This window comes from Endozoicomonas gorgoniicola, assembly GCF_025562715.2.
Lineage (GTDB): Bacteria > Pseudomonadota > Gammaproteobacteria > Pseudomonadales > Endozoicomonadaceae > Endozoicomonas_A > Endozoicomonas_A gorgoniicola.
The window spans coordinates 4665199-4679056 of the sequence record NZ_JAPFCC010000001.1 but is presented as its reverse complement, the minus strand read 5'-3'; the positions used below and the strand labels follow the sequence as shown (position 1 = coordinate 4679056).

10 protein-coding genes are annotated in these 13858 nt (G+C 47.7%); 5 read left to right on the top strand and 5 right to left on the bottom strand.

From position 1 onward, the window contains the following. Positions 1–15: 15 nt before the first annotated feature. The 5 genes from NX722_RS20975 to NX722_RS20955 form a co-directional block, all read right to left on the bottom strand. The gene (locus tag NX722_RS20975; RefSeq protein WP_262564815.1) at positions 16–1305 is read right to left on the bottom strand and encodes a hypothetical protein; all 1290 of its coding nucleotides are present in this window, start codon (positions 1303–1305) and stop codon (positions 16–18) included. Positions 1306–1422: 117 nt separating this feature from the next. Continuing rightward, the gene (locus NX722_RS20970; RefSeq protein ID WP_262564814.1) at positions 1423–2661 is read right to left on the bottom strand and encodes a hypothetical protein; all 1239 of its coding nucleotides are present in this window, start codon (positions 2659–2661) and stop codon (positions 1423–1425) included. A 169-nt stretch (positions 2662–2830) separates the two neighbouring features. Continuing rightward, entirely contained in the window at positions 2831–4258 is a 1428-nt protein-coding gene (locus NX722_RS20965; RefSeq protein WP_262564813.1) for an N-acetylmuramoyl-L-alanine amidase, read from the bottom strand. Next, on the bottom strand, positions 4249–4740 hold the full coding sequence (gene tsaE, locus NX722_RS20960) for a tRNA (adenosine(37)-N6)-threonylcarbamoyltransferase complex ATPase subunit type 1 TsaE (RefSeq protein ID WP_262564812.1): 492 nt from the start codon (positions 4738–4740) through the stop codon (positions 4249–4251). The genes NX722_RS20965 and tsaE overlap by 10 nt, the downstream gene beginning before the upstream one ends. A 61-nt stretch (positions 4741–4801) precedes the next feature. Next, complete coding sequence (locus tag NX722_RS20955; RefSeq protein ID WP_262564811.1) at positions 4802–6337, bottom strand: NAD(P)H-hydrate dehydratase; 1536 nt, start codon at positions 6335–6337, stop codon at positions 4802–4804. 123 nt (positions 6338–6460) lie between these two features. On the opposite strand from NX722_RS20955, the gene queG reads away from it, so the two are divergent. The 5 genes from queG to asrB all read left to right on the top strand — a co-directional run bounded on the left by queG (position 6461) and on the right by asrB (position 13856). Continuing rightward, entirely contained in the window at positions 6461–7573 is a 1113-nt protein-coding gene (queG, locus tag NX722_RS20950) for a tRNA epoxyqueuosine(34) reductase QueG (RefSeq protein WP_262568703.1), read from the top strand. A 461-nt stretch (positions 7574–8034) separates the two neighbouring features. Further along, positions 8035–9606 (top strand): hypothetical protein, encoded by a 1572-nt coding sequence (locus NX722_RS20945; protein WP_262564810.1) that lies wholly within the window; start codon positions 8035–8037, stop codon positions 9604–9606. A gap of 290 nt (positions 9607–9896) precedes the next feature. Next, entirely contained in the window at positions 9897–11297 is a 1401-nt protein-coding gene (cysG, locus tag NX722_RS20940) for a siroheme synthase CysG (RefSeq protein WP_262564809.1), read from the top strand. Between the two features lie 686 nt (positions 11298–11983). Then, positions 11984–13021 (top strand): anaerobic sulfite reductase subunit AsrA, encoded by a 1038-nt coding sequence (gene asrA / locus NX722_RS20935; protein WP_262564808.1) that lies wholly within the window; start codon positions 11984–11986, stop codon positions 13019–13021. Then, positions 13011–13856 (top strand): anaerobic sulfite reductase subunit AsrB, encoded by an 846-nt coding sequence (gene asrB / locus NX722_RS20930; protein WP_262564807.1) that lies wholly within the window; start codon positions 13011–13013, stop codon positions 13854–13856. Before asrA ends, asrB begins: the two co-directional genes overlap by 11 nt. The last annotated feature ends 2 nt before the right edge of the window (positions 13857–13858 follow it).

The window sequence follows — 13858 nt, the reverse complement described above, 5'->3', positions numbered from 1 at the left end:
ACACGGCAAAAGATGTTAATTCGCTTGACTGCTTCCCGGCAATTGAATGATATGCGCATGGGAGACATCCCTGTTCGGATTGGTCAACAGTCGGGTTGCTTCAGCAGGATTACCATTTTCTGCATGGTTTCGTCTGCTAAATAATCGCAAGACTCTCTGTGCAATTCCAGTAAAAAAGTTCACAAAGGTTACCGTTTGGCGGGCCGGGTTGAGCCCGCTAATTTCCAGGATGTTCCAGGAGCGTATGGCTGAAATACCATACCCGTCTAAAAAAGCTGACAAATCGATAGGATTCTGGTCGCCGTATTCGCCATAAACGATGATTCGGAAGGATAATTCTGTAAAAATACCATCTCCTGAGCGATTACTCCTGGCAACCCGAGCAAGATATGCGGAAAAATAATGTCTGTTTTCTGTACAGGGGTTGCTATGAAGATGGTTTACAAAGCTTCTGACATGTTCAAGCCAAACAGGATTTGCAATCCTTCGTAAGTCATCTTCTTCAACATTAAAACGAACAATAAAAGACTGATGCGTTGACCTGTCAGTTATACCCTGCGTTTCAAATGAGAGCAGATTATTTGCCGCCAGAAGACCACGAATAAGACCAACACTTTCATCATCAACCTGTGAAATATCAAAGCGATTACGTCTCTGGATGGTGCTTATTGGGGGGGAATGCTGAATGCTAGAAGCTGAGCCAGCTCTCAGGTATCGGATTGCTATAGAAGAAAAATGCTCTCTGAACTCCTGAAGAACCGCTTCATGATCCCGTGCTGAAACCCTGATCCTGACAGCAACCCTGCCTTCATCATGGAAAATAAGCTTCATGAAGTGCCAAACAGTTATTATACCCCTGCCCTGCAACCTGTCTGCCAGCCCCCCTATAGAATTTAATAGCCTCGGCAGTTGGTCCAGCTGATTAACCGAAATAAAAAGATCCTGTTGATCCTCTCTCAGGGGCTCACTGGCGACAGTTCTTGCCGGTGGATGAAAGCGTCTGTCAGTCATTATCAGAAGAACTGCTCGAATGGCCGAAACAAGATGACTGCTGTATTCAGCGAAATTTAACCCCCTATGCCTGATACCACCATTAAAAGTGAAATAGGGTGCATTGCTGGCTTCTATGGTATGAAACGACACTTCTTGCACATTAAGATGTGCATTTTCCAGCAGCCATTCTTCATCGAGTTTTTTAGCTGTCTGGATAAAAGCAACGCCGGCGTTATCAGATTGACTGTCTTCAGAGGAAACTCTGTAGTAATTTGCGAACAATGTGTCAGAGTAGATAAAGAAAAAAAGCAAGACGCCCAGAGAAAACAGAACTGATAACCGGCACCTTTGCATAAACAACAACCTGTGATGGGTGAGCCATTCTGACAATCATCAAAATATAGACTGTTTTTTTGTTTTTTTCAGCCATCAAAAACGATAGAGCAGCTCTTCCCTTAACAAGACAAAAGGCAGCCCCCCCCTCAACAGCATGGGACGTAATTCTTGCCTGGCGGGGAAATACCAGCGAATCTGCAATGGAGCCCTGGGAATGACCGCTAAAACATCATTCTGCGCCGATTGAGCAGGCAAAACGATAATGTCCTGACTGTTGTTACCGGTATTAATGATCAACCGGAATGACAGTATCAGTGCCACACCATTTCTCAAATGTCTGGCATCATCCATTCGCTCAAGGTACCAGCGAAAATGTCGAGTACTTTCTGCTGCGGCACCACCTGAATTTTGAACGCCCCTCACAAAACGTCTAATGTTTTTAAGCCATGAAGGCTGGGCAATCATTTGTAACTCATCAATCCTGACACTAAAGCGAACAGTAAAAGACTGACAGTTTGGGCTGTCTGGTGTGTAATGAGTCGTTTGAAAAAAATGCAGACGATTTCTGGACAAAGTATTAGTAATGAACCGCGCCTCTCCATCATCAACCTGTGAGACGTAATAACGAATCATCTCTGGCCTCCCGCTTACCGGAGGACAGCTTTGGGTCGAATCCGAGTCACTACGGAGGTATTGAACAGCCAGAGTGGGAAAGTATTCCCTGAACTCCTGAAGAACCAGGTCATGATCCTGCGCAGTAATCCTCACTCGAATGGAAACTCTACTTTCATCACGAACAATTAGTCTCCTGAAATGCCAGCCTGTTATTGTTCCTTCGCTCTGAAATCTATCCGCCAGCATACCGACTTCATCAGTGAGTTCCGCTAAATCACTCAAATCAACTGAAAAAAACAGGTCCTGCTGATTCTCCGTGAGTGTCTCATTTAAGTCAGACCTGTCCGGTGGATAAAACCGCCTGTTAGCCATAACAAGCAGAAGGGCTTGAATTGCTGAAGCCTGATAACGGCTGTATTCAATAGAAGACAGATTTCTGCGGCTTATACCTTCGGAAAAAATAAAATAGGGTGCATCTCCAGACTGTATGTCATTAAACGAAACCTGCTGAACATTGTAACCTGCACTTTGTCTGAACCAGTCAACATCAAGGCATCCATCAGTTCTGATAAAAACATCGACAACCTGACCTGGTTGAAGGTCCGGAGCAGAAATAAGATAGTAATCTGCCAGCAGTATGGGCGAGCAAAGGCCGAGAATAATAAAACCAAAAAAAATGCACCAGAAAAACAGGTTTGACGACTCACACTCGCGCATAGGCAAAAACCTTAGCCTGCTAAGCCATTCAAGAATCAACTGAATATAGTCTGTTCTGTTAATTTTTCAGACTTAATTTGGGATTAGAAAATACTGTACCTCTATAAAGCCCAAACAGCAGTTACCGGTATAACCGGCAACTACTATCGGCAACTATTACCGGCAACTATTAATTGGGAATCACCAGCACCTGGCCGGTTCGGATACGGCTGGCACTGCTGATCTGGTTAGCGCGTTTGAGAGAGTTCAGGCTGACATCAAAACGCTGGGCAATTTCTGACAACGTATCACCGGCCTGGATGACATACTGATCGGGCCGGATGTTAATGCGCCCTTCGCGCTTCAGTCGGGCCACTAATGTATCAACTGGCGGTTTTTTGTAGAAGTAATGGGTTAGCCCCTTATGAATCTTCAGAGCCATAGCCCGCTGATGGCTTCGGGTTTTCAGCTTGCGGCTCTCTTGCGGATTGGTGATAAACCCGGTTTCCACAAGAATGGATGGAATATCCGGGGACTTCAGTACCGCAAAACCGGCCTGTTCCACCTGCTTCTTATGCAGGCGGTTAATACCACCTATGTTTTTCAACACTTTATCGCCCACCTCAAGGCTGGCAGACAATGTTGAAGTCATCGACAAATCCAGCAGCACGCTGGCCAACACCTCATCTTTATCATTCAGGGATATGCCGCCCTCGCCGCCTATCTGGTCAGAAGAGTTCTCTTTCTTTGCCAGCCAGCGTGCCGTTTCAGAGGTAGCACCCGTGCGGGACAGGGCAAATACCGAAGCACCATGAGCCCGGCGATCCGTAAAGCCATCCGCATGGACAGACACAAACAGGTCTGCTCCGGCATTGCGGGCAATAACGGTTCGCCGACGTAAGGGGATGTAATAGTCACCGGTTCGAACCAGAACCGCCTTAAAGCCCTGTTCACGATTAATGAGTTTTGCCAGCTCACGGGAAATCTGCAGAACAATATCCTTTTCATAGCCACCACCATGGGCAATGGCTCCCGGGTCTTCACCACCATGGCCGGGGTCAATGGCGATAATGATATCCCGGTCTTTGGCAATGGCCGGTGGAACAACAGGTTTCGGGGCCGCCTTGCCGGTATCAAACAGGTCAATCACCAGACGATGGCCGTATGTGGCGTAAGGCTTCAGCAGAAAGCTTTCCGGCTTTACTCTGGTATTCAGATCCAGAACCACCCGCAGATCGTTTTTGTTCTGAACACCATACCGTATGTTTTTTACCGGCGTATTCTTCAGGTTGGGCTTAGAGAGGGAGGAGCCCCGGGAGGCTCCCTTGATATCAATCACCAACCGGTTCGGATTACTCAGGGTAAAACTTTTATGGGAAACTTCTCCCGAAACGTCAAACACCAGCCGTGTTTTATCAGGGGATCGCCAGAGTCGTATGTCTCTGATCACCTTGCTGGCCGCCAGAACAATTTCTGCTTTCAGTAACGACAGACCCAGTGCCAGCTTTGCACCTGTGGCAACAAACTGACGACGGCTGTTTTTTAATGCCTTCGGTTCAGAGCCTGATTGACGGAAACGGTTGAGTAATAGCCCAAGGATCCCTGGCTTTATTGACATTTACCCTCCTGCATCCTTGCCAGCATCAATGCCCCTCTGGTCGTGCCTGCGACGATGGTCGCCTTTCTTCCTGGTAAATTATAATCAAGCTTTACTTCCAGATCGGCGTCAGGCAGAGCGCCCGCCCCCCGGCCTGGCCATTCAATCAGGCAGATGCCCGCTTCGGAAAAATAATCCCGCCCGCCAATAAACTCCAGTTCTTCAGGGTCTGCCAGACGGTACAGGTCAAAATGATAAATAAGCTGACCATTAATGCGATAGGGCTCAACCAGTGTGTAAGTTGGGCTCTTAACCGCTCCCTGATGCCCAAAATGCCTCAGAATCCCGCGACAGAGTGTTGTTTTTCCTGCCCCAAGGTCACCGTGCAGATAAATAACTGCCTCACCCTCAGTAGCCAGTGCCAGGGAAGTCCCCAGCTGAACCATGGCATCCTCATCGTCGATCAGCAGGTCTACCTGCTCCTTGTGTACATTTTTTTGCATCGCTTTTTCTTGCATAGCTGTATTTTGCATAGATGTGCGCATCGTCCGCGACAATACTTCCTCAATTTTTTACTGCATGACCGGTTAACTCATTGAGCTGCTGCCGGATAAAAGGAATCGTATCCGTTGCCAGCAAACCGGTTTCACCCTGTTGCCATGCCAGCGTATCTGCACCACTGGCATGCAGCCAGACACCCAGTCTGGCTGCATCATAAACTGGTAAATTCTGCGCCAGTAGTGCCCCGATAACACCACTGAGCACATCCCCCATACCTGCTACAGCCATACCGGGATTTCCGGCAGAACACAGGCTGGTTTGCTGTTCATACTGAATCAGGCTACCAGCGCCTTTCAAAACGACACACGCATTGTATGTTTCAGACAAACCGGCGACAGCGGCAAAACGATCTTTCTGCACAGACCCGGTATCCGTTTTCAGCAACCGGGCCGCCTCACCCGGATGGGGAGTAAGCATCATCGGAAACTTTCGCGCCCGACGCAATTGGGAATGCTCCGATAACAGGTTCAGTGCATCGGCATCCAGTACGACGGACACATCTGTATTCAGGGTCTCATCCACAAGGTCATACGCCCATGAGTCAGTACCTATACCAGGTCCTGCAACAATGACTGTTTTGTCGTGTAGTAAGGATTGTAAATCTGCCCTGCTGCCAACTCCCACAGCCATTACCTCTGGCCGGCGAATGGCAAGAGCAGGCAAGTGTTCAGGCCGAGTCGCCACTGTCACCTTACCTGCCCCGCAGCTTATGGCGGCCTCTGCCGCCATGATCACCGCACCCGGCATACCATGATTACCGCCAATGATAAGGACATGACCATAATCACCTTTATGGGCTGTTCGTTTTCTTGGAGCCAGCAGTCCTTTAAGAGCAGACTCATCCAGCCGTATAGAAGACGGTTTTAACCGGTTATAAACGACAGCAGGAACGTCCAGGTCAGTAAAGTGCAACGTGCCGCATAGCTGAGGACCATCACCTGTTAACAGCCCCTGTTTCGTGCCAATAAACGTCACCGTCAGTTCAGCCTGCACAGCGGTTCCCAGCACCGCACCCGTGTCGGCACACAGCCCGGACGGAATATCGACGGCAACAACGGGTTTGCCGGAGTGGTTTAAAGCTTCAATGGCCTGCCAGTAATCCCCGCGAACCTCGCCACTCAAGCCAGTACCAAGCATGGCATCCACCAGAATCTCACCTGTAACCGCTGACTCATCACGCCACAGAACGATACGGACACCCTTGCTGCTGCAATGCTCAAATGCCTTGCGGGCATCGCCTGTCAGCTCATCCGGATGCTTCAACGCTGTGACAGAAACAGGAATTTTCCGCTCAGAAGCCAGTGCCGCGATAAGATAACCATCCCCGCCATTGTTTCCTGCGCCACAGAACACCTGCATTCCGGCACCCTGATCAAGCTGTGGATAACTCTGTAAAAGACGGCTGAATGCCGCATCAGCCGCTCGCCCCATCAGTTCAAAACCATTAATGCCCGGATGATCGGCAACACCACCAATCGCCAGCCTGTCCAGTTGACGAACCTGCTCAGCGGTGTAAAGTTGTTGTGGTAAACGGCACATACGGATATCCCCGCACTTGATCTGAACCGGCTAACTCCGATTCACTAAATAATATTCAATTGATTATATCCCCAAGAATCCGTGTCAAAGAACCCAGCTAACCCAGAATTTACCCAGCGATCCATGCAGCGACCTGACCAGCAAGACCTTGAACCGGTTTCTGCAGAGATTGACTTTGCCCGGCTGGCCGACCAGATTCGTCAGTGGGGGCGGGAGCTGGGTTTTCAGGCAGTGGGCATATCTGAAGGTAAAGTACCCGAACAGGACCAGCAACACTTCAAAGAGTGGCTGGCCATGGGGTTCAATGGTGACCTGGATTATATGGAGCGGAATCAGGACCTTCGTTTCAATCCCGGATTGTTGCATCCGGGTATGATTCGCATCATTTCGGTCCGGATGGACTATCTGCCTGCGGACACTGAGACCGTAAAAATCCTTGGCGAACCGGAAAAAGCCTATGTGTCCCGCTATGCCCTTGGACGTGATTACCATAAGCTGATCCGCAAACGCCTGACCCAGCTGGGAAAAAGGATTGAAGCTGCCGTTGGCGAACACGGCTACCGGGCTTTTGTCGATAGCGCCCCGGTGATGGAGCGCCCACTGGCGCAGCAGGCGGGACTCGGCTGGATGGGGAAGCATTCATTGATTATCAACCGGCAAGCCGGATCGTTCTTTTTTCTGGGCGAACTGTTTACCAATCTTCCGTTGCCGGTAGATGAGCCTTACGATAAAAACCATTGCGGACGCTGTTCATCCTGTATGGATAAATGCCCAACCGGTGCCATTGTTGAACCCTATCGCATTGACGCCCGCAAATGCATTTCCTATCTCACCATTGAAAACAGTGGCCCAATTCCCATAGAGCTGCGCAGCAAAATAGGCAACCGTATCTTTGGCTGTGATGACTGCCAGCTTGCCTGCCCCTGGAACCGCTTTGCCAAACCGACTCAGGAAAGTGATTTTCGGCCCAGGCACTCATTAGATTCTGTGGAGCTTGCTGATCTGTTTCTGTGGACAGAAGAAGAGTTTCTGGAACGTACCGCAGGTTCAGCCATCCGGCGGGCAGGTTTTGAGTGCTGGTTGCGTAATATTGCGGTTGGGCTGGGCAATGCGCCCGGCAGCGACAAAGTCGTTCAGGCATTACTGGCCCGAAAAGACTATCCATCGGAACTGGTGCGGGAGCATGTACTTTGGGCTTTGGAGCAACATGCTGAACAGTGGCGAAACTTTTCCTGAAAATAAGTGACTAATTAGACACTTCTAAAACCAATTAGGGAAAAATTATATGGTTCCTTTCAAGGGTAAGTACTAAAAAGCCGGTATATGAAGAGGCAAAACCTGAGCTTGTTGTCTAACCTTCAAACCCATGATTACTTTGCCTCCTGAAGACCTTTCCCCCAGCCTGCTTGAATACATAGTCAAGCAACAGGAGCTGATTACCCGACAGCAAAGGCAAATTGCTCTGCTCATGGAGCAAAACGTTCAGTTGCAGGCTCGGATAGAAGTTCCGGAGGCCGAAATCATCCGCCTTAAAAAGCTCAACCCAAAACCCAACATCAAGCCAGGCTCATTGCTATTCAAGGACTACAGCCATGGGCAAGGCTTTTTTAATTCGGTACATCTGCCTCATACCTCAAAGTTTTTACATTTCTTCCGCCAATTATGCCTGAAGAGCCCTTTTGAAGGAGGATGTATGCATGTCTCTATTTAAATTATTAATCGTGAGTTTGACTCTTTCCATAATGTCCGGAATCTGCTTTGCCGGTAAGGATCGCTACTTTTTTAATAGCTACACACTCGCATATATAAATGAGGATTTATGGATAAAACTGGGATTAAATAAGCTAATGAAGGACTATTACAAACCAAATTCAATGAGTGAAAGAGAGATAAACCGTTTACTAAATAAGATAATAGCTGCAGTTAAGGAAGACTGTAGTTCTGTTAATGACGAGTTATCAGACACACTCTGTACACATCAGCCAGCCCGGAATCAGGAAACATCAGACACAGCAGATAAACAACCCTCCGGGAGCAGGAACCTGTTAGGGAGAATCAGGTCAACTCTGGCAATCATGATACCCTTTTGGAAAACGATAAAACCGGAACCACAAGAAATCCCTGTTATCTGGCTTATATACCCGGAAATAAGAAGCAGGCTTGAAGAATTGGGCATTCCAATTTCTGACTCAGCCTTTCTTGGAAAATTACGAATATTTGATTACCTGCAATTACCTGAAGAAATAACCTGGAGTGGTTTATGCCTTATTAACTTCTCATTTTGCGCGACACGTATTGAAAAAAATACTTTTGAGAATTGTAAAATGGTAGACCTGAAAATACCTAGTGCACTTTTTAAACAATGCTCTTTCAGTGATTGTCACTTCATTAACACTCATTACAACGAGCAGACAACCTTTGGTCAATGCAATAATATAGGTTCTGCTGATACTTTTTCAGAGTGCAGTCTTGTTAAGGTAAAAAATAAGGAATCATTTTTTATCAGGACGTTTAATGCTTTTTACCCTGACTCGAAGAAAAAAAAACCAGAGGTATTCTTGACGAGTTTTTGTTTTGATTCCACTCCCAGCTCTTCAGATCAGGGCACACCTGAAGAACAAATGGGTTTAACGAAGCGGTATAAACAAAAGGCCACTCGAAAGTTTCAGTCGAGGAGTCAGCGCCATTATTGGGAAGCACTTAATAACTTTTTTGACCGCAATGATATTATGGCATTGGATGTAGACGGGGATGGTCAATGCTTATACCACTCAATCTTAACTGGATTGCAAGAACGGGATTTTTTAGATTGTACTGTAGGTGCTGACGGTCCTGACTGGGTACGTCAAATCATTGCCGGATATCTTAGTACTTTTGCTAATTGGGTAAATGGTCAAAATGATCATATACCGATTGAGAATGAAGTCTTACCTAAGATAGAGAGGATAAGCCGTATTGTCGAAATATACGGTCGGGGAGTTATGGATGAGGTGTTGAACGATGCAATGAATACCGATATCTGGGGCTCACAGCAGACGACCCCCTTTCTGGCCGTTATATTTTCGGTTCCAGTATTGATGGTGCATAACCACGGGGCGAACCTTGAAGCAGGAATCACTTTTCCTAACGGCACAACCATTAACGATCAGGATTCACTGTGGCAAGAGTCATTGAGTGACAGTCTTTTTCTGTTCTTTAATGGAGTGAACCACTGGTTTACAGGAAATTTGGCAATTTCAACCGTACAATCGTACAGTGGTTTAAGGTAATGGCACTGACTTAAGCACGAAAGGCCGGAAGACAAAGGCTCAGAGCCTGGCAGGGGTAATCAAAAAGCACTCTGCTCCGGTCATTCCCTGAAAAAGTAAGCCTATGAATAAAGAACTGTAAGTATTACTGGTGCGGGAGTATGTGCTTTGGGCTTTGGGCTTTGGGCTTTGGGCTTTGGGCTTTGGGCTTTGGAGCTACATGCTGAACATTAACGCAGCCCCTACAGTTTAATTTTCAGATAACTTCATATACCGTTGTCGTTCAATTTGTTTGACCAATATAAACGATAATGGATTACTTTCCTCTTTTTATGGATATCAGGCAGCGCCCTTGCCTGATCGTTGGTGGTGGCGATGTTGCCTTGCGAAAAGCCAGGATTCTCAAAGAAGCCGGAGCATTTATTCGCATCGTCGCCCACCAGGTGAGCGACGAGTTAAAGGAACTGCTGAATAGCCCGGAACACCAGATTTATGAACGTGGCTTTTGTCAAAATGACCTGGACGATGCGTTTGTGGTTATTGCGGCAACCGATCAACAGGCCACCAATCAACTAGTCGCCGAATCGGCAAAGCAGAAAAACCTTATCGTCAATGTGGTGGACTCTCCGGCAGAAAGTAACGCCATTATGCCCGCTATTGTGGATCGCTCCCCAGTGATAGCCGCTTTTTCCACCGGCGGGAAGGCTCCAGTGCTGGCGAGAATGTTGCGTGAAAAACTTGAGAGCCTGTTACCCTCGCGTTATGGATCACTGGCAGCACTGGCCGGACGCTATCGAAGCCGTGTAATTGGGCGTTTTGACTCAATAAACGATAGACGTCGTTTCTGGGAAACGATTTTTTCCGGCCCGGCAGCAGAAGCTGCTCTTAACGGCGACGAGGAAGGTGCTGAAAGAGAGATTGAGACTCAGTTAGCAAACCAGAAAAAACAAAAGACGGGTGAAGTCTACCTGGTAGGCGCAGGACCTGGCGATCCTGACCTGCTGACATTCAGGGCTTTGCGCCTGATGCAGCAGGCAGACGTAGTGCTTTATGATCGTCTTGTTTCCGAACCCATCCGGGCACTGTGCCGCCGGGATGCCGAGTACATCTACGTGGGCAAAAAGTGCGCTAAGCACATTAAGCCCCAGCCTGAAATCAATGACTTACTGGTTGAACAGGCCAAAATGGGCAAGCGGGTGCTTCGGCTCAAAGGCGGTGATCCGTTTATCTTTGGCCGGGGCGGAGAAGAGCTGGAATCTTTAGCCCGGGAAAATATCCCTTTTCAGGTAGTGCCGGGCATCACAGCAGCATCAGGCTGTGCCTCTTACGCCGGAATTCCCCTTACCCACAGGGATCACGCCCAGTCCGTTCGCTTTGTCACCGGCCATGAGCAAAATAACGGCTGCTCCCTTGACTGGCAGAGTTTGAGCAAACCAAACCAGACCCTGGTCTTTTATATGGGTTTATTAAAGCTGGGGCACATCTGCGATAAATTGATAACCCATGGGTGTTCTGCCAGGACACCTGCCGCCTTGATAGAAAAAGGGACAACCAGTCAGCAGCGGGTCATCACGGCTGATCTGTCAACACTTCCCTCTCTGGTGAAAGAAAAAGAGATTCGATCACCTGCACTCATTATTATTGGTGGGGTAGTTAAACTGCAGGCATCTTTGAATTGGAAGAAATTCACCAATAGCTCCAGTGAAATCTAACACCATTTAATTGAATCATTAAATAGAAACAGTGAATACCGAAACATTAGAATTCAGTATTCACTGTTATCAATTTAATTAAAACGCTGTTTATCGATTGTTTTTTATTCAAATAAAGGTAGTTATTGATAATCATTGTTTTTTACATTATCTATACCTCAAAAAACTCAACAAGCATCCGCAAAAGTACTTATGGATTTACCAGTATATTCCTATCTATGATGCTCAGCAGCGAAGCTGGAACGGTTATTCGACAAGGCTGTCTTATTAACTCAGTATTTTTTCAGAAGTCAGGCTGAATGAATAAAGAAGGTATAAAAAAACCAGAAGATATTTAATTTTGGCTAACTGCCTTGTTAATTTTATGATCGTTTGCCTGATATTTTTTGTGAATTCAAAAACCAGATGCACTGCTGAATAAGCATATAAAATACCTTTTAATTGATTATTATCTACTGTCTACATTTCTAAATAATACATTGCTGTTTTGTATTGGTTATTTTTAAACCATTTATCTCAGTTGACAGGTTCCGGTAGCCAGTAATGATTCCAGAGGTTAACTATTTCTGCGCGCATCTGGATAAAAATTAACCGTTTTTTATTCAAGTACCCGAAAAATAAATTCGGGTATTCATGCCTTAAGTAGTCTGGAGTGCTTTTGCATTTCAGAGTCAAAGGAGTTGCTTATGAGTTTATCATTGACCAATAGCGCCCTGAATGAAGTGTTTGAGACATTGTCCAGGCACTATCGAATCATGGCGCCGGTTCGTATTGTGGGTGGTGGGCGGTTTTCCGATACCGACAACATCCAATATGGTGAAGTGTCCACTGCCGAAGAAATAGTCTGGGAGGAGAAATCCCATTTTTCTCCCAAAGAGGTGATTGCCCCGATCACCCAGACGCTGTTTCAGTTCCACGAAGGCCAGCTGATTACGTCTTCTGTTGACCGCCGTAAGATTCTGCTGTTTATGCGCCCATGCGATATCCACGGTCTCCGTCAGCTCGACAATATGTTTCTGAAAAATGGCGACAATGAAGACTTTTACTACAAACGCCTGCGGGAAAAAGTCAAAGTCGCCATGTTCGAGTGCAAAACCGGCTGGGACAGCTGCTTTTGCGTGTCCATGAACACTCACGAAACCAGCGACTACGACATCGCTTGCCGCTTCAGTGAGTCCGGGGCAGACATTCATTTCCAGTGTAATGAATTGCGCGAAGCCTTTGCAGAGCATGGCATTGACAGCGATTTTAAACCGGAGTTCATCAAGGAAAATCAGTTTACCCTGAAGTTACCCGAGAGCACCGGACTGTCGGCTCAGGAAATCAGGGATCGAACCATCGGACACCCGTTGTTTGATGAATACGACCGCCGTTGTGTTGAGTGCGGCCGCTGCACCACTTCCTGTGGCACCTGCTCCTGCTACAGCGTCAATGACGTACATTACACCGAAAACGCTCATTTTGGTGAGCGCCAGAGAATCTGGTCATCCTGCATTATCCCCGGTTTTTCTGATATGGCCGGCGGCCACTCCTACCGCCAGCGCAGCGGTGAACGACTGAGATACCGACTCCTGCATAAAATGGTTGACCACAAAGAACGGTTTGGCGATCACATGTGCGTGGGTTGTGGCCGCTGCGACGACCGTTGCCCGCAATACATCTCTTTTTCCAACATGGTCAGCAAGGTCACCACCGCGCTTGAGGAGACTCAACATGCAGAATAACGCCGGGCTGTATACGCCAAACGCAACGGAGCAGGAAGAGTACGCTAACCACTATCTGCCCAGGCCTTACCGTATTGAACGCATCATCAAGCACACCAAAGACGAGTGGGCTTTCATGGTGCCGGTTGATTTCGAAGGTGGGTTCGACAAATTTGTTGAAGTATCACTGCCTCTGGCCGGTGAATGCCCTATTTCGATTTCAGATTTTGGTGAAGGCTGGATTGAGCTGGTCATTCGTCGTGTGGGCAAAGTCACCAGCAAACTGTTCGAACTGAAGGCAGGCGATACGATCTACCTGCGTGGCCCGATGGGCAATGGTTATCCGGTTCATGAAGAGTTTGTCGGCAACAACCTCACCGTGATCGCCGGTGGTACGGGTGTCGCTCCGGCTCGCTCCGTGATCAACTATTTCATGAGAAATCGTGATCAGGTTCAGGACATGGATGTGATTGTCGGCTTCAGAAGCCGGGAGCATGTTCTGTTTGCGGACGATATTGAGGTGTGGAAAGAGCGCTTCAACACCATTGTCACCCTGGACGAAGGCGACCCTGAAAAGGGCGAGAACATCGGTCTGGTGACTCAATACCTGGACGGATTGAATTACGAAAACCCTGAACAACACCACTATGTGGTGGTGGGGCCGCCCATGATGATCAAGTTTACAGTGAAAGGCTTGCTGGAAAACGGCGCAAGGGAAGATCGTATCTGGGTATCCCACGAACGCAGAATGGCCTGTGCTGTCGGTAAATGCGGTCACTGCCGTGTAGGTAATACGTACATCTGTCTTGACGGTCCTGTTTTCCGTTACGACCACTCCAAGCATCTGGTGGACTGAGG

Bases quoted from the DNA above. Each gene is read 5' to 3' on its own strand.
- NX722_RS20955 (WP_262564811.1), bottom strand. From the start codon at position 6,337: ATGTGCCGTTTACCACAACAACTTTACACCGCTGAGCAGGTTCGTCAA.
- NX722_RS20965 (WP_262564813.1), bottom strand. From the start codon at position 4,258: ATGTCAATAAAGCCAGGGATCCTTGGGCTATTACTCAACCGTTTCCGT.
- NX722_RS20945 (WP_262564810.1), top strand. From the start codon at position 8,035: ATGTCTCTATTTAAATTATTAATCGTGAGTTTGACTCTTTCCATAATG.
- cysG (WP_262564809.1), top strand. From the start codon at position 9,897: ATGGATTACTTTCCTCTTTTTATGGATATCAGGCAGCGCCCTTGCCTG.
- NX722_RS20970 (WP_262564814.1), bottom strand. From the start codon at position 2,661: ATGCGCGAGTGTGAGTCGTCAAACCTGTTTTTCTGGTGCATTTTTTTT.
- queG (WP_262568703.1), top strand. From the start codon at position 6,461: ATGCAGCGACCTGACCAGCAAGACCTTGAACCGGTTTCTGCAGAGATT.
- asrB (WP_262564807.1), top strand. From the start codon at position 13,011: ATGCAGAATAACGCCGGGCTGTATACGCCAAACGCAACGGAGCAGGAA.
- asrA (WP_262564808.1), top strand. From the start codon at position 11,984: ATGAGTTTATCATTGACCAATAGCGCCCTGAATGAAGTGTTTGAGACA.
- tsaE (WP_262564812.1), bottom strand. From the start codon at position 4,740: ATGCAAAAAAATGTACACAAGGAGCAGGTAGACCTGCTGATCGACGAT.